Annotated in this window: 13 protein-coding genes; 4 read left to right on the top strand and 9 right to left on the bottom strand. The window is 50.9% G+C overall.

The annotated features are described in order from the left end of the window. Positions 1 to 253 precede the first annotated feature (253 nt). From D3P09_RS24710 to D3P09_RS24700, 3 genes are all read left to right on the top strand, one after another. Positions 254 to 1141 (top strand): hypothetical protein, encoded by an 888-nt coding sequence (locus tag D3P09_RS24710; RefSeq protein WP_120114111.1) that lies wholly within the window; start codon positions 254 to 256, stop codon positions 1139 to 1141. Positions 1142 to 1432: 291 nt separating this feature from the next. Further along, positions 1433 to 2206 carry a class I SAM-dependent methyltransferase gene (locus D3P09_RS24705; protein WP_120114110.1) on the top strand — a complete coding sequence of 258 codons (774 nt, stop codon included), beginning with the start codon at positions 1433 to 1435 and terminating at the stop codon, positions 2204 to 2206. Between the two features lie 126 nt (positions 2207 to 2332). Further along, on the top strand, positions 2333 to 3208 hold the full coding sequence (locus tag D3P09_RS24700) for a helix-turn-helix transcriptional regulator (protein WP_120114109.1): 876 nt from the start codon (positions 2333 to 2335) through the stop codon (positions 3206 to 3208). A gap of 299 nt (positions 3209 to 3507) precedes the next feature. Here the strand turns inward: D3P09_RS24700 and D3P09_RS24695 are convergent, their stop codons facing one another. The 9 genes from D3P09_RS24695 to D3P09_RS24660 all read right to left on the bottom strand — a co-directional run bounded on the left by D3P09_RS24695 (position 3508) and on the right by D3P09_RS24660 (position 15411). Continuing rightward, the gene (locus tag D3P09_RS24695; protein WP_120114108.1) at positions 3508 to 4074 is read right to left on the bottom strand and encodes a hypothetical protein; all 567 of its coding nucleotides are present in this window, start codon (positions 4072 to 4074) and stop codon (positions 3508 to 3510) included. 49 nt (positions 4075 to 4123) lie between these two features. Then, positions 4124 to 4858 (bottom strand): SMI1/KNR4 family protein, encoded by a 735-nt coding sequence (locus D3P09_RS24690; RefSeq protein WP_243644463.1) that lies wholly within the window; start codon positions 4856 to 4858, stop codon positions 4124 to 4126. A gap of 231 nt (positions 4859 to 5089) precedes the next feature. Next, positions 5090 to 7711 (bottom strand): family 16 glycosylhydrolase, encoded by a 2622-nt coding sequence (locus tag D3P09_RS24685; RefSeq protein ID WP_120114106.1) that lies wholly within the window; start codon positions 7709 to 7711, stop codon positions 5090 to 5092. A 169-nt stretch (positions 7712 to 7880) separates the two neighbouring features. After that, a complete protein-coding gene (locus D3P09_RS27445) occupies positions 7881 to 8060 on the bottom strand; it encodes a hypothetical protein (protein ID WP_133305054.1) in 180 nt (59 codons plus the stop codon). A gap of 207 nt (positions 8061 to 8267) precedes the next feature. Next, a complete protein-coding gene (locus D3P09_RS24680; protein ID WP_120114105.1) occupies positions 8268 to 9839 on the bottom strand; it encodes a response regulator in 1572 nt (523 codons plus the stop codon). A gap of 3 nt (positions 9840 to 9842) precedes the next feature. Beyond that, the gene (locus tag D3P09_RS24675; protein WP_120114104.1) at positions 9843 to 11681 is read right to left on the bottom strand and encodes a sensor histidine kinase; all 1839 of its coding nucleotides are present in this window, start codon (positions 11679 to 11681) and stop codon (positions 9843 to 9845) included. A 155-nt stretch (positions 11682 to 11836) separates the two neighbouring features. After that, on the bottom strand, positions 11837 to 13501 hold the full coding sequence (locus D3P09_RS24670) for an extracellular solute-binding protein (RefSeq protein ID WP_120114103.1): 1665 nt from the start codon (positions 13499 to 13501) through the stop codon (positions 11837 to 11839). An 88-nt stretch (positions 13502 to 13589) separates the two neighbouring features. Next, positions 13590 to 14474 (bottom strand): carbohydrate ABC transporter permease, encoded by an 885-nt coding sequence (locus tag D3P09_RS24665; RefSeq protein WP_120114102.1) that lies wholly within the window; start codon positions 14472 to 14474, stop codon positions 13590 to 13592. A 16-nt stretch (positions 14475 to 14490) separates the two neighbouring features. Then, a complete protein-coding gene (locus tag D3P09_RS24660) occupies positions 14491 to 15411 on the bottom strand; it encodes an ABC transporter permease (RefSeq protein WP_120114101.1) in 921 nt (306 codons plus the stop codon). 148 nt (positions 15412 to 15559) lie between these two features. Between D3P09_RS24660 and D3P09_RS24655 the strand changes: the two genes are divergently transcribed. Beyond that, on the top strand, positions 15560 to 16303 hold the full coding sequence (locus D3P09_RS24655) for a glycoside hydrolase family 16 protein (protein WP_120114100.1): 744 nt from the start codon (positions 15560 to 15562) through the stop codon (positions 16301 to 16303). The last annotated feature ends 116 nt before the right edge of the window (positions 16304 to 16419 follow it).

Raw genomic sequence — 16419 nt, 5'->3', positions numbered from 1 at the left:
CTAGAGACAGCATAGTCCCTATTATACGATACATGCCTAGCAAATGTTGGGTAATCTATCAGTCTTTCATGTATCTGCCTCGGACTTATGAAAGGGATGTAAGGGCTCACATATTAAGATTTTATGGAACTTCCATATATAATATATGGAAGTATATTTATGGTAATTTCGACCCATTCCATTTGATTTTTCGCATGCTATAATTTTCGTTATCCGGCCGGATATTTCCAATAAAATCAAATGAGGTGCAGTGATGAATAAAACAAGACTGTTATACTCTTTGTTGCTGATCTTGGCCCTGATCGTGCCCCAGCAATTATCAGCCTACACGAACGACAGACCTGCCAATAACTACAACGCATCCCTTACAAGAACAAAAGTCACTTCTAACGGCTATATCGGCATAAAAGCAACAGTCAAGATACCTCAAACCTATACACTGCATAATTATAGCCCTACCGCCGGCGACTACCTCGCTTTTTATGTCGGCTTTAACAACCTGAGCGGCGGATCTGTCGCCGAATGCGGCATGTCCAGATCTTCCTCCAGACCGGGCGGATTTGAGCCTGGCTGCAAATTTGCGGGCGGTTCACCGTGGGATCCAGACGGAGGAGATACTGTAAAAACATTCGTCACAACCGAAACAGCGATCGGAACGGATAAATTCCAAAGCGGGCAACAGACCGTTACATTCACACTCGAATACAACCCCAGCACCGGCAACGCCACTTATTATATTGCGAGCCCGAACGCACCTAATGGCAACACCTACTTTACACACACGAGAAACCTAGGCACTGGCAAAACATTCAACGTTAAGTTTACCAACGATACTTATGACCACAGTTATAATGATGGCGCAGCCTATACCAAAATTTCGTATTCCCAAATGGACTGGACCAATGTGCAGGTGAAGAAATCAGATGGAACGTGGGTTCCATTCACTGAAGCTAATGGTTTTACAAGCACGAATACCGAAAGTATCGTTGGCTGGAGCAGCAACGGGAATTCGCTGCAACCAGGCTATAAAAACTTCTATTCCATCTATTACTACAATTGCTACAATACGAAATACGTATCCTTCGAAGCGAACGAGAATAAAAACATTCCATCCGCTTGCGGTACTAAAGAAGTTTCTTAAAAACCCAATCCAATTAAATGGCAGACTCAGTCGCTTCGACTGGGTCTGTTTTCTTTGCAGAACCTTACCTTTTATCTGTATGCGGGTCAACAAACAGCCAATTTGATTTAAACCATTCTGTAACTTGAAGTCCTCCCCACAGCTCAACTAAAATAGAAGTAATTTTACATAAAGGCGAGTGATTTCCATGACAGTCCTTTCAAGCGCAGCATCCATGCATACGGTGCGGAAGGGATAATACAACTACGGTCCCGTTCCGTGTAACCATGACGAAAGCGGAGGGAAAATAATATGTCTTTTAGCTATTACGGCGAATTGTGTACAGAGGTTTATGACCTGACGAAGAAGGTGGGACAATCCTTCGGGAGAGAGATTGACTATTACCGCGAAAGATTGGCACCCTGCAAGGGGCGTATTCTGGAAGCGATGGTTGGTTCGGGACGTGTTCTGATTCCTCTCCTCGAGGCAGGACTTCAGATCGACGGCGTGGACTATTCTTCAGATATGCTGGCTTCTTGCCGTCAGCGCCTAGAGGAGCGAGGGCTTACCGCCAGCCTGTATCAATCGGATCTCCACAAGCTGTCCCTGCCTGATCAATATGAAGCCATCATTATTCCAGCAGGCTCTTTCCTGCTGATCGAGAAACGCGAGGAGTCCATTACCGTTCTGAAGAACCTGTATCAGCATCTTCAGCCAGGCGGGCGCCTTATTCTGGACTTGTTCCTGCCCGACACTCATTTCGAAATTGGCAAAATTGGGCCAACGTCGACTTACCATTTGCCGAGCGGTGACAGCATTACGCTGGAAGAGAAGCTCGTAGAAGCCGACCTGCTTCATCAATATAAGGTCTCCCATCTGCGATATGAGAAGTGGCGCGACGGGACGTTGATTCAGACGGAAATGCAGCGTTTTGGCTTGCGATGGTATGGTATAGAAGAATTTAAGCTCGTGCTGGAGAGCATCGGTTTCTCCAATATAGTCGTATCGGCCGACTTCGAATACGGCCAGGCGCCTGCTCATGCCAGCCAAACCTACGTGTTTGAAGCAACACGGATGCAGGAATAAGAATATCACTGCGCGCTTAAAAGCCATCCCTAGGGATGGCTTATTCTAATGGAAGCTATGGATATAGCAATTTTAATCAAAAATAATGGTCGCCTATCCTCTAAACTTATAAGTGAGGTGAGCAATATGTATAGCAAAGTAACGAGAGATGTCATTTCCTCTTTGGAGCAGCACTTGCTGGAAGAGTGGCAATTGGAGGATTATGCTGCGCGCATCGGGTACTCCAAATTTCATTTGTCCCGGCTGTTCAAGCAAGAAACCGGCATTACGATTGGCGACTACATTCGGAAACGGCGATTAGCTACCGCTGCGATGTACTTGCTTTATTCGGATGAATCGATTATTCACATTGCTTTTGACCTGCAGTTTCAATCCCAAGAGGCATTCACTCGTTCTTTCAAGGAGCTCTATCAATTGCCGCCGGGAAAATACCGCAAGCTCATGCGCACATTACAAGGAATGGAGGACGATAAGATGAGTGGACAAACGTTGATCAAAGGGTGGTTTTTAAGCGGCTCGCATCCCCAGTTGTATGAGATAAAATCGGACAGTAAGGTTTTTCATACGGGTACCAGATCGGGGCGGCTGGCTTCAACTGGAAATGCCGGAGAAGGCCAATTCGGAACGATGATGCAAAGTTTTTCAGCGGAGAAGTGGAGAGGCAAGCGCATTAAGGTATCCTGCTTCATGAGAACAGAGGACGCAGTGAAATGCGGCGTCTGGTGCAGAGTGGACAATGCCGCAAGCGACAGCATTCAATTCGATAATATGGACAATCGCCCTGTTCAAGGGACAACCGACTGGAACTACTATGCCATTGTGCTGGATGTGCCCGAAGAGAGCGCCTCGATCCACTTCGGCGTGCTATTGATCGGGACAGGGACCGTGTGGGCCGACGGCTTCTCCTTTGAGGAAGTGGATCTCTCCGTCCCTTCCACCAATATGCTGACACCGGAAGAACTGCCCCTCGAACCGGTCAATCTAGGATTCGACGAAAGCTAGCGACTCAATATCTGGAGCAAGCCTATTTAAGACCACGGCGTCTGCAATAGGCTTTGTTCTATGTTCAACATGGAAGCAGATCATCACTTCGCCGGCCGGATTCAGAAACATGAAAGCAAATGCCCAGGCGCTGCACAGCCTGGGCCACTTCCTCTTGGCTTGCCGGAATGCCTACTAGAGTGTGATTATTTGTTCGATGGAGAAAGGCTGCCAGCCTTTCCATTAGCGCGTCATTCATTGTATGCTCTCCTCTCAGCCGGTGCCGCCTGCGCTTGATTCACCTTCTCCCACCACTTCCCTCATAAATGATAGGGCGTCGCTTTGCCGGCAACGATATTGTCGGGATGTACGTCAGTCTGCTCGTAACCATTCATGCGAAGCAGAATATATTCCACTTCCTCCAGGGACATGTGCAGCTGCTTACTGACATCGTATAGCCCGATGTCCTGCGCAAGAAGCTTCCTCGCCTGCTCGATCTTCCCCTCCAGCCAATTATGCTCCAGCATCCAGCTCTTCACCTTCGCCAATAATTGCTGTTGCTCCTCCGTATCCGCATACTTCTTGTACTTTGCAATCGACTCGGCCAAATACGAATAGAGCAGCAACCCTAACGCCTCGCGCTGTTCGTTTTTGGACATTCGCGAATACGGCTCATAGGGGATGCTCATATCCAGCGTAAGTGTCTGATCCCGGCTATCGAATCGCCTGAAGGTTTTGCGTTCATAGCTCTCCGGCAGTACACGCCACATCATATAGATTTGATAAGGAAACGTCCAAGCTTCCGCCAAATCAGTGAGCGGCAGCAGCTCGTCTTGTAATTGGCCTACACATGTGCCATGCGTATCCAAGCCAAAGGTTATGTTCATAGCAGCTCCTCTCCTTCCTTTAGCAATGTGCGAGAAAGCGCCGATGAAGCTACCCTTCGCATCCGTTTGACAATAGCCATTGCTCCATAGCGGCGAACGGCTCCATCGCATCCTTGTCATACATGACCGCCACTTCTTGTCCGTAGGCATAATTAAAACGTACATAACCGCCTAACGCTTGATAAAACAGCAGACAAGTATATTCATTTTCGATGGCCAAATTAGGCAAAAAAACCTCCCGGAGCATACCCGACAGAACCGGCAGCGTCAGCCCATCCGTTCCTGGCGGCAGCCGCAAAAAGCGATGACTGCGCGTATCAGACCATGGCTCATAATAGACCGCCCCCTGCTGTCCGCCCCCGTATGCTTGGCTGTAGATGTCATCTAATACCTTAGCGTATGTGTCATCCTTTATCGGCTCCTGAATCTGCACATCCATACGCTCAATACGCTCCGCATGCCGGGGCAGCCAAAGCAGCTGCTGCGATTGCGGATGCACCGCCAGAAAGTCGCCATCTGCGGTATGGCCTATTGCGATGCATTCGCCAATCTGCTCTTGCGTAATCGGACTGTCCGCATCATGCTCCCATAATTCATATTCCGGGAACGGTCGAAGCACCTCATGATCCGGTGAGTAGACATTCATCCACCCTCTATACGTTCCTGCGCCAAATCGCTCCATAAACCGGATATACCCCGGCGGGAATGAGACGGCCAGACTCCGCTCTATCGCTTCCATCTGGGCCGATGTGAGGGAACCTGGCTGCGATACCAAATACATCATCTTCCTCCTTTGCTCTCCTGCTTTTCTTTTATGTACGGAAGCAGCACGCCTTAAGTTGCTGAAACTGCTAAGTTTAGCCAAAAGGGACTATCTTAATTGCGCAGCAGGCCCGCTGCATGTAATGCCATAACCCTATATGGAGCACTGGCGATATAACAAGAAGAAGGCGAGGGGAACGATGCTTCCCCTCGCCTATCTATATCATTTCTATTAAATGCTCCAAATCATCGCTTACTCAGGCGTACCTTGCGTTACCCCATGAACATAAGTGAACCAAGGTGTATCTAGCGCGCCTTGACCTGGATTGTAAGTGAAGAAATATTCAACGGTATCCCCTTGCTGCAGGTTGTTAACCGCATAGGTATAGTTGCCGTTGCCAGTCGGAGTCATCGCTACATTAAGCTGGCCTCCGCCATTGACTTTATAGTGCAGGTCCGCAAAGGTCGCGCCATTGACATAGAACTGCAGGTTGTTGCCGATTTTCTTCAGTCCGCGTACCGCGTCACCGATAACAATGACCGTAGGCGCTGCAGGCACCACCGTAATTGTGCTTACAGCTGTCTTATTGCCGTCAACAGTCGTCGCTGTGACCGTGGCTGTGCCTGGGGCGAGCCCCGTCACCTTGCCGCTCTGATTCACGGAAGCGACACTCTGGTTCGATACCGTCCACGTCACTTGCTTATTCGTCGCATTAGCCGGCGCTACCGTAGCGTTCAACTGCACGTCCTTGCCTACTTCCACTTGTGCAGAAGACTGGTTCAGCGTAACCCCAGTCACCGATATGTTTCCCGGGTTTCCACCGCCGCCGTTCTCCTTGTACACACGCACATAGTCGACCTGCATCGTTGCAGGGATATCGCCTGGATCCGGGCTGAGCAGTCCGTCAAAGTATCCGCCGATCGCGAGGTTCATAATGAGATAGAACGGCTGATCGAACGGAGCGTTCGGATTGTTCGGAGCAGCGACGGAATACCATTGCTCTCTTGATACCTTAAAGAAGAACTTGCCGTCTACATACCACTTGAAGTTATCCTCTTCCCATACCATGGAGTAGACATGGAAGTCATTGGCGAAGGTTTGCCCTTGAGGGAAGTGGTATTCGCCAGCAATATAGCGGTTCACCGGCCATTGTCCGCCAAAGTGCAAGGCTCCGCTAGTTGTGCCAGGCAGGCGTCCCTTTGCCTCCATAATGTCGATCTCGCCGGATGCCGCCCATGCGCCGTAAGCCGAATCTTCCGGAAGCATCCACAGGGCCGGCCAGACGCCATTGCCTGTTGGCAGCTTCGCCCGGATATCCACTCTGCCGTATTGGAAGGAGAAGTTATCCTTTGTATTCAGCTTGCCGGAGGAGTATTGCGCATAACGAGTCGGGTCCTGCGGGAAGTTTTTCGGCTCGTTGAGCGCTCTGAGATTAAGCTTTCCGTCTTGAATAAATACGTTCTGCGAGCTGTTAGTATAATGTGCCAGCTCTGCATTGCCCCAGCCCCAGCTGTTAGGGTCGTTGCTAATGTAATAGCCTGTTTCATAATTCCATTTGCTCGTATCGAGCTGGGTGCCGGCAAACTCATCGTTCCAGATCAGATTCCAGTTCTGGATAGCCGGATTGGTTGGCGTGCCGATCTCAATATCGTCATGGTCGCTTACATCCGGACGCGGAGCGTTCGGGTTGCCGATGAAGGTGTAATAGACATAGTTATTGCCTACGCTGCCGCCAGACTGGCCGTTCAGCGGATAGCCGATACGGATCTGCATATCTACTTGAATCGGCTGGAACCAAAGTCCATAGATGTAGTCAGCCCAATAGCCCCACTGATTGGCATCGGACATATTGTTGTAGCCGTTCGGAGAGTAGTTGAATCCGCTTTGGCTGGAATTCGCCATGTCAACCCATTGGCCGTTCACATTGATCTGGTAGACGAACTTGCCCAGCTCCGTGCCGATTGCCGCACCGCCGTCGATCTTAGGCAGCGGAATGCCGATGACGCCGCTTTGATCCGCGGTATAAGTCGTTCCGTCATATGGAGTCAGGGTATACGAATTTCTGACCGGCACATTGAAGACGATCGTGTAGACCAGGTTCGCACCAGATGTCTTCGACTCCAGCTTCACATTGATGGACTCCGTTACTGTGAACCAGTAGCCGCCGCCGCCTTCCGTGAACTGGCCGAAGTTGTTGTCATAGATCCAGCCGCTGGCTGCGTTGTTTTCAATATCAATCCACGTGCTGCTGCTCACCGGTTTCACATATACCTTCAGATCATCCGCAACAGCCGCGTAAGGAACGGCCGCATTGTTGTTGAAGGTCGGATAAGTGAAGCCTGCTCCGCCCGTAAAGCCCGCTGTAATCTGAGGCCCTTGCGTATAGGCCATGGACGTAATCGTCGCTTTGTTAATGTTCTGGAATTGAAGGGTATAATTCAGCGTCACTCCCGGATTAGCCTTGGAATACAGCTGAATCTCCGTAGTAGCGGAGAGCATGAACCAGTAGCCGTTCATTCCGCCGTCGCTCCAATGCCCCCAGTTCTGGTTGTAGACATAGCCGCTGACACTGTCAATGTCGATCCAATTGCTCCCTACCTTTACCTTAACGCCTACATCGCCTGATACATCATTCCAAGTAGCAGCGCCGCCGTTAAAGATTGGCATTACAAATCCGTAGCTGGCTTGGCCTACCCCTGATTTGGAGATGACAGGTCCGTCATTTGGGGAAAAGTAAGCCATAGAGGTGACGGTTGAAGCATTGGCCTGCACCGCCGCCGGCGGCAGCAGCCCTACGCTGACGACCATCGCAATAGCCAAGATCAAACTCAATGTTTTGCGCGTTAATCTATTCTCCATCCAGTAATATTGCATTACACTTGTCCTCCTTTAATCCATAGAAGTTTGTTGCGCCATGATCAATAGGTTAATTTTAAGTAAAAATCATAAATATGGTATTCATTAGAAGCAGGGAACTGTGCCATTAAGCGCAGTAATGTCCCAATAGCCAAGCTTGCTCCCCGATTATTGCGTGCTTCGCTCGTCAGCGATGTCCATCATGGCGACCTGCTGTTACTCCCTTGTGAAGCCCAGGCAGGCTCGCCAGCAGATGAAGACTGACGCGCTGCAGGCCCGCTTGCACAGATAGGGATTGCCGCTTCGCATACATGGCTAGCTCATGTACAGCCGCTGGCACACCTTCTGCAAGGCCATTAGACTTCAAGCTTTCCTGCCGAGTATTTCGCTTTCATTGAGCCTGCGGTTTCTGTGTTGGACAATGCGAATATGTCCCGTTCGGCCTATGGAAACCGCTTACATGGGAGAACACTTTTATTCTATCGAATATCCCGATCCTCTGAAAAGGTACAATTGTTTTTGTTATGACCCAATATTTTAGATTAAAGCGCAGATTAAAGCGCTATGATCGGAATCATAGCGCCGTGTCCTGGTATTTATCTTCCCGTTCATACTTCCGCCGCATGAGCACCCGATACTCGGTAGGCTGCATATTCATGACATCCCGGAATGCGCGGGTGAAGCTCTTATAGCTTTCATACCCGACCATTGCCGCAACCTCTACAATCTTGTGTTCTGTCTCTGCAAGCAGCCTCCGCGCCTTATCCAGCCTCACGTCACGCAAGTATTCCGCGAAGCCCTTGCCGATATTTTTCTTGAACAGATTGGAGAAGTACGCATAATTAAGCGACACATGATTGGAGACCATCGCCAGATCAAGCGGCTTATGGTAGCTCTCGTGTATGAAACGAATGGCTTCGTTCAGATCCTGCGAATTGCGGTAGCTGCATTTGAACTCATAATAGAATTGGTTCAGCCGCAGCAGCTGCTGCTGCAGCGACTGAATATAATCGCGAATGCCCGGATAGTCGAACAAATTGCGCAAGCAGTCAATATCCAGCGCTTCCTCCCCCATATACGGTCGGATTACGCGCTCATACTCCTCGAACATCTCCACCATAGCCCGGCAGAGCTGCTGCGTGTAGCGGATATGGTAGCGCTGCAGCACATCCTTGTGGAACATCGAAGAGATGCCTTGAGCGATCTTGCCGCTATTCTTCGTGCCGATCAGCTGGAACAGGGCATAGATCTCCTCATATGGAAGCTCCCACTGCTGCTCCAGCCGATCCGCATGCGAAGGGAGAATGCAGCGTTTATCGGGGAACAGATAGCTGTGGCGATACAGCTCCAGCACTTGCGTATAGCTGGCTGGCAGCCCCTTCAGCCCCTTCTGCGGACTGGTCATCACGGTAGTGGCATCAATCTGCTCCGCTTTGAGCGCGGCGGGCAAAGCGCCTGTATCGACGTCCGCAGCGACCGCCAGAATCAGATGCGGGCCATGCTGAAGGCACATGCAGCCCCGCCTGCCGTAGACCCGGTAGGCAATGGACTCCATGCTGTGGGCGCTGCTTGCTCCCGGCTGGTTAATCCACATGTCCTCCCGCAGCAGGCACAGGCGGTAATGGCGCCACAGGTCGGGATTCTGCTGCTGGGTCTGAATAATCCATGCCTCGTCATTGGCTGCGCCTTGCATATACATGCACAGCTCCTTGCGGTCCGCCTCCTTGGCGCGGCGGGATACATGCTTCATATTGCGCGAGAGCGCCTGCCGGGTCTTGATCTCCTGCCATACATGCTCAACTGCAGTCTGCAGGTCCTCCCGCTTCACCGGCTTGAGCAGATACCCTTTGGCTCCAAGCCCGATTGCCTTCTGCGCATAGGCGAAGTCGCTATAGCCGCTAATAATCAGATATTCCACCTTGATCCGTTCCTCTTTGGTGTGCGCCATAAGCTCGAGCCCATCCATATCTGGCATCATAATGTCGGTAATCACCAGCTGAATGCTGTGCCGGCGCAGGATATTCAGCGCCTCTACCCCGTTGGCGGCGCAATAGACGGCGTCAAGCTCCAGAGGAAATTGGCGCAGCATGGCCTGCAAGCCATCGCGTATATGCTTCTGATCGTCCACAATCAATATGTTGATCATGCTCTACCACCCTCCAAGATTCACATTTTCCCAAGGCAAACGAATCGTGACGCAGGTATAGGAGCCCCGCTCGCTCTCAATCCATAGACCGCAGCCTTTGCCATAATGAAGCTGCAGCCTTTTATGCACATTCTCAAGGCCCAGCCCGTTCTTGCTCGCCACAATCGGCGTATCTGAATCGCCCTGCAGCACAGCCTGCAAGCTGGCTAACATCTGGGGCTCTACGCCCGCGCCATTGTCCCTTATCTTGATGAGCAGCCGGCGCTCATCCTCCACGGACACCGTAATCTCAATCCGTATGCTGCCGCCCCGCGGCGCCGCATGATGAACGGCATTCTCCACAATCGGCTGCATGCACATCTTCGGAATGGCGTAACGGAGCACCTCCGGCGGAAGATCTGCACTTAATTCAATACTGCCGCCCTCCATAAAATTAATAAATTGAATATAGCTCTGAATATTCGCCAGTTCCTCGCCGAGGGCTACCGTATCGCTGCGCCACTGCATGCTGTAACGAAGCAGCGAGCCCAGCGACACCAGCGCATCGGCAATAGCCGGCTGCCGCTGTACCTCCGCTTGCATTCGGATCGACTCCAGTGCGTTATAGAGAAAATGCGAGTTAATCTGCGAATGCAGAGAATGAAGCTGCGCGTTCTTGGCTATAAGCTGCTTATCCACCACCTGTGTCATGAGGCGTGTGATCTCATCCAGCATATTGTTGTAGCTTACAGCCACTTCATCAATCTCATCGCCGCTCTCTTTGTCCTCAAGACCTGTATGAATCTTGGCATCGAGCTGGCCCCTTCGCACCTTGCGCATGGAAATAAGCACACTATCAAGTCTGCGGAACATGCGCCGGGTCGTAAGAGAGACGAAAAACATCATAAGCAATAGAACGCTGAGCGTAATGGCTACCACCAGGGTATACCAGCTGCGCGGGCCCTTCATCAGGGCCTGGTGGGAGGCGATGTCCACCACGTAGGCGTCTAGCGGAGCAATATAGCGATAGAGCGCGTAGTAGGTATGATCCCCCACCTTCAGCTTGATCGGCTCTTCTTGCTCCAGCACATTCAGTTCCTGGTGAACGCTGCCCAGAATGTCGCCAAGCTCCTCCCCTGCGTTGCTTATAAATTCATGCCGCGGATTGTATACCGAGCGGTCAGGGTTGGACCCATCCATAACGACCGAAAAGAAATTGCCTCCGGTCTCCTCCAGCATATCCCGGAAGAATGCGCTGTGCTCCACGCGGATCTCCATAATGCTCGGACGCTTCTGCTGCTGCCCCTGCAAGCGTACCAGCCGGTAATAGGACAGCGTACGGTCCCCATCCTGGTAGGCGAAGAGACGGAATGCCGCTCCCCCTTCGTCGCGCAGCGCGGTCCAGTAATCCTGCGGATAAAACTTGTCATAGTGATAGATTTCCGGCCAAATCTCATACAAATTCGGATTATCGACATAAAAGCTGAGCTGGCTGATCAGCTCATGGCTTTGAATAATATTGTGCATCTGTTCGTATTGGTTCTGCCTGAACTTCACCAATCGGAGGCCGTCGCCGCGCATATTGGAATGGATGAAATCCACAAAAGCCTTTTGCGTCAGCGCTGTAGAGGAAGCGTTTTCAATCATATCCATCCGACTGCGCAATTGCTCATTCAGCCTCGATACATGGCTGCTTCCGCTAGCCATCGCATCCTTATAAAGCTGGGTCTCCTGAGTCCGGATAAACAAGAAGGATACCAGCAAGGCTGGTATGGCGATCGTCAGGCTAAAGGCCATAAAAAACTTTTGAGATATGCGGGAATTGCGATACAGCTTTTTCATTCTCGTCAGCAAATAGTTCATTCCAGCGCCCTCCCCCACCTGTAATATACCATGTATGACGAACCGGCGGGTAGGTAATCAGACCATATTGTTCCATTTGGAACGCCCCCCCGCAAAAGCAGGGAATACCGGCCGCCATTACGGCAGCCGGCAATAAAGATTGTATACGTATTCGATTACTCCGCCATCTTGGCTTTGCGCACATCCAGCTCAGCCTGACGGAATTCCAAGACCTTGTCGAAGCCATAGCTGTCCCGGCGTGCAAGGAAGCTCTCGAACACTTTATCGAAAGTCGCTTCATCCTTAGCCGTAATCAGCTCCGGCATGACTTCCTCCCAGTTCTGGGAGATGCGCGCCCATGCTACCGCTACATCGGAATCGCCAAGCGGGTCGAGCCCTTTGTAGATGCCGCTGTCGATATCGGCTTGCGCGTTCGCAAAGTCTTCCATTTGCTTCAGAACAGGCGCTTTCTCCGGTCTCCACTGATTAATGATAACCGGGTTGCGGACCATCCAATACGTGTCCATAACACCATATTCTTTTTCAAGCTTCTCAATATCGTTGGAAAGAAGGTCCACCATCTCCGGCTTCAGCGTCGGCTTGCCATCGACCATATCCCATGTCTCGCCTTCTTTGCCGAGGAACAGATCGCGCTGTCCTTCTTCACTTGCCAGGTAAGACAGGAAGCGGATTGCACGCTCTGGATGCTTCGTATTCTTGCTGATCATCGTAACCATCCAGCCATCCATGTTGCCCGGGAACAGCTTCGCGCTGTCGCCTCTGCTATTCTGTGGTCCATCTACAGCAACATAGTAGGATTCAGGGTTGGCGCTTGCAGCCAGCATCGGGTTAACAGCCGCCATGCCATTCCACTCGCGCACCATCATGAAGTAACGCGCATTGTTTGTTTTCTCTTCTACTTGCGTATCGGAGTCTACCAGGAAATCAACATTGATAAGTCCGCGCTCGTAAGCGGTACGGAACGTTTTCAGCCAAGCAATATAATCAGGGTCCGTAATGCGGTCATATACTTTGCCATCTTTCTCATGCGGGATAGCCAGCAGGTTTTGCAGATATTCTGTCATGCCATAAGGCACATTGCCTTGCGCAAAGAACGGGCTGATCGGCTGCCCTTTGTATTCCGGATACTTATCCTTCAGCAATTGCAGAGCGCTCAGGAAGCCCTCCGGCGTGCTCAGGTTCGGAGTTCCCATCTCCTCATACAAATCCTTGCGGACCAGGAACGTCTGATTGGCGGCAGTCATGCCCGTCTCATGCATCAGGTTCGGGCTGTACGAATCATTCGGTATGCCGTATGTGTTGCCATTCTCTTGGCGATACCACTTCAGCGTGCCGTCGCCCGCTACTTTGTAGAAGTATGGGTCATACTGGTCTGCCAGTTCGTTCAAAGCATAGACAAAGTCGCCTTCCCACAGCTTTTTGACAGCGTTTTCCCAAGAGCCCATTGTAATAATGTCCGGCAGTTTACCGGAAGTCATCATAAGCGTAATATGCTCGTTCGCTTCGCCTGATGGCACTTCAAGCTTGATGTTGACGCCAGTCTTCTCTGTCACATACTTGGAAGCCAAGCTTTCGCCCCAGGAATGCGGATACCAGGAAGCTCCCACGAACCAAGACAATTCTACCGGACTAGTATCCAGCTGCCATGCCGGAACCTCAGGATTCGGCGTCGCTTCGCCGGCAGGCGGCTGCGAGCTGTTCGAAGGCTGGGAGGTAGGCTGGTTTTCGTTGTTCTTCGACCCGGTACAAGCGGCCAAGCTCAGCACCATAATTAAAGCCAGAGCCATAACGATGCTTTGCTTCATGCGGTTGCGCTTCATTACGTGATCATCCTCTCTTTTTATCCCTTTTTTAGTATATATGGATCATACGCCGCTCCGCTCATTATCTTGGATCGGCGTATGACGCTTACCCTTTAATGGCGCCAATCATAACACCTTTGACCAGATAGCGCTGTATAAAGGGGTACACCAGTAGAATAGGAAGCGTGGCTACCATCATTGAAGCGAACTTAATGGAGTTGCCCGGCAGCCTGGCGCCGAACTGCGCCATCGCTTGCTGCTGCATGAACGACATAGAGTTCTCTGCAATAATCTTGTAGAGCATCGTTTGCAGCGGCAGATTTTCCTGCGAGTAGATATAGATGACGCCTTGATAATAATCGTTCCAGTGATAGACAGCCGAGAATAGCGAGATGGTCGCAATAACAGCCATGCTGTTCGGCATGACGATGCGGAACAATACGCCGTAATCAGAAGCTCCGTCTACCTTCGCCGATTCCTCCAGACTATCCGGAATCGTGCGGAAGAAGCTCATGAAGATGACCATATTGAAAAACGTGTACATCGCCGGAATGATGAAGACCAGGAAGTTGTCGTAGAGACCCAGCTTCGTCATGAGAATAAACGTAGGAATAAGTCCGCCTGAGAACAGCATCGTAATCAGGGCAATCTTCATATAGACCTTACGGCCAATCAGATTAGTCTTGCTCATGCCATACGCTACGATTGCCGTGAACAGCACATGCGCCGTCGTGCCGATAAGGGTACGCATGGTCGTGACATAGAAGCCATTCATTAAGCCTTTATCATTAAAGACAACGCTGTAGCTTGCCCACGAGAACGCTTCCGGAAACCAGTTGACGGTGCCTAGTATTGCCTTCTCCGGCGCATTAAGCGAATTGATAAATACGAACCAGATCGGGTACAGCGTCAGAAAACAAACCGCCAGCATAACCAGGGTATTGCAGACTTCAAACACTCCGATGCGCCGCATTCTTCCCCGTAATTCCATGGATCTGCCCCCTTCGTTAGAATATGCTGTCGCCTGTCAGTTTTTTGGACATGTAGTTGGCCAGGAACAACAGTCCCAGCGCCACGATCGAGCGGGCGAACAACACAGCTGTTGAGAAGGAGTGACGCCCGGATACGAGACCCATGTTATAAATGTACAGATCCAAGCTTTCCGCCATCCTCATGTTCATGTTGTTCTTCAGCATGAAGATCTGCTCGAAGTTGCTTCCCAGCATTCCGGCGACTGCCAGAATGAACAAGATTGCGATGGTCGGACGAATGCTCTGCACCGTAATATGCCACATCCGCTGCCATCGGTTAGCGCCATCCAGTTCCGCTGCCTCATACAGCGCCGGGTCAATGCCGGCAATAGCAGCGATATAAATAATGGCGCTCCAGCCTGTCTCCTTGAGCACGTCGGAGAAATACGTAATCCACCAGAAGTACTTCGGATCGCTGTTGTATAGAATCTCGCGCTCCTGAATGCCAAGGCCCATCATCAATTGGTTCATGACACCGCCTTCACCGAGCCAGTTGAGCATAATGCCGCCGAAGATCGTCCATGCGATAAAGTGCGGCAAATACGAGATCGTCTGGACCGTACGCTTGAAGCGTATGCTCCTGATTTCATTCAATAGCAAAGCAAAAAAAATCGGAATCGGAAAACCGAATACCAGCTTGATCGCGCTCATGCCCAGCGTGTTGCGAATCGAGCGCCAGAAGCGGTCATCCCCTATAAATTCCTCAAAGTGCTTCAGCCCGACAAAGGGTGATTGCAGCATAGGCTTGGCAATGCTGTAGTCCATAAATCCGATAATCAGCCATAGCATGGGAATGTAGCAAAAGATGAACATCCAGATAATCCCGGGGATTACCATGCTCTGCAGCTGCCATTGCCTGAGCAATGACTTAACTAGTCCTGTCCTCTGTTGGAACATATTCTGTGCCCCCTTCCCTCTCATCGTAATGAAAATAGGCATAGGAAAAAAAGGCCATGATTTTTGACCCTATCCCATTTTTTTGGATTTGTTCCACCAAGGGTCAAATTTCAGTATTCTGGGATTAGAAGAAGGGAGTGTTCAGGGGATGAACAAGCTGATATGGAAGCAGGATTTCGCGGACAGCCGCGCGGATTTGAGCTCATGGAATATTCGCCTTGGCAACGACTTGCTGGATAACGACGGCAAGCCGATCCACCCGGGCTGGGGGAACGGCGAGCAGCAATATTATACGAACCATGACAGCAATTTGTATATCGATGAAGCCGGCCTTAACCTGTGTGCCCGTCGCGAGCTTACCGAGACGCAAGACGGTCGGAGCTTCCGCTACACGTCTGCGCGACTGGATACAAAGGACCACTTCTCCTATCTCTACGGCAAATTAGTCATTCGCGCCAAGCTGCCGGTCGGGCAAGGCTTATGGCCCGCCATATGGCTGCTGCCGCAGGAGCAGGCTTACGGACCATGGCCCGCTTCCGGAGAGATCGATATTATGGAGGCTAGAGGCCGCCTGCCTCAGCAGGTGTCCGGCACGCTGCATTACGGGAAGGATTGGGACCATAAGAAGCTTGACGAGTATTCTCTCCAGCTTGAAGACGGCACCATTAATCAATTCCGGGATTACACGTTGGAGTGGAGCGAAGGCTCTATCCGCTGGCTCGTTGACGGGCATTGTTATGCCGAGCGCCGGATGGAGCCGGACATGCCGTTCGACAAGTCCTTCTACCTGGTACTTAATCTTGCCGTAGGCGGCTGGTATGACAATGTTGACATCGATGAATCCGCGCTGCCAGCAGTTATGACGGTATCGGGGATTTGGCTGTATCAGTAGTTTGGGGAGTAGGAAAGCCGCTGCAGTATCTGCAGCGGCTTAATTTTTGTTTATATGGATCAGCGCATGTAGGGAAATGAATGTCTATTTAATTAGCACTGCTATTTTGCTTTTTG

This window comes from Paenibacillus pinisoli (assembly GCF_003605435.1).
Classification (GTDB): Bacteria; Bacillota; Bacilli; order Paenibacillales; family Paenibacillaceae; genus Pristimantibacillus; species Pristimantibacillus pinisoli.
The sequence above is the reverse complement of the archived record's forward strand: the minus strand, read 5'-3'. Positions and strand labels throughout refer to the sequence as shown.

What these genes read in the sequence shown, in the direction of transcription:
- D3P09_RS24675 (WP_120114104.1), bottom strand. Translation starts at nt 11,681, where the DNA reads ATGAACTATTTGCTGACGAGAATGAAAAAGCTGTATCGCAATTCCCGC.
- D3P09_RS24690 (WP_243644463.1), bottom strand. Translation starts at nt 4,858, where the DNA reads ATGATGTATTTGGTATCGCAGCCAGGTTCCCTCACATCGGCCCAGATG.
- D3P09_RS24680 (WP_120114105.1), bottom strand. Translation starts at nt 9,839, where the DNA reads ATGATCAACATATTGATTGTGGACGATCAGAAGCATATACGCGATGGC.
- D3P09_RS24660 (WP_120114101.1), bottom strand. Translation starts at nt 15,411, where the DNA reads ATGTTCCAACAGAGGACAGGACTAGTTAAGTCATTGCTCAGGCAATGG.
- D3P09_RS24655 (WP_120114100.1), top strand. Translation starts at nt 15,560, where the DNA reads ATGAACAAGCTGATATGGAAGCAGGATTTCGCGGACAGCCGCGCGGAT.
- D3P09_RS24695 (WP_120114108.1), bottom strand. Translation starts at nt 4,074, where the DNA reads ATGAACATAACCTTTGGCTTGGATACGCATGGCACATGTGTAGGCCAA.
- D3P09_RS24705 (WP_120114110.1), top strand. Translation starts at nt 1,433, where the DNA reads ATGTCTTTTAGCTATTACGGCGAATTGTGTACAGAGGTTTATGACCTG.
- D3P09_RS24700 (WP_120114109.1), top strand. Translation starts at nt 2,333, where the DNA reads ATGTATAGCAAAGTAACGAGAGATGTCATTTCCTCTTTGGAGCAGCAC.
- D3P09_RS24685 (WP_120114106.1), bottom strand. Translation starts at nt 7,711, where the DNA reads ATGCAATATTACTGGATGGAGAATAGATTAACGCGCAAAACATTGAGT.
- D3P09_RS24710 (WP_120114111.1), top strand. Translation starts at nt 254, where the DNA reads ATGAATAAAACAAGACTGTTATACTCTTTGTTGCTGATCTTGGCCCTG.
- D3P09_RS24665 (WP_120114102.1), bottom strand. Translation starts at nt 14,474, where the DNA reads ATGGAATTACGGGGAAGAATGCGGCGCATCGGAGTGTTTGAAGTCTGC.
- D3P09_RS24670 (WP_120114103.1), bottom strand. Translation starts at nt 13,501, where the DNA reads ATGAAGCGCAACCGCATGAAGCAAAGCATCGTTATGGCTCTGGCTTTA.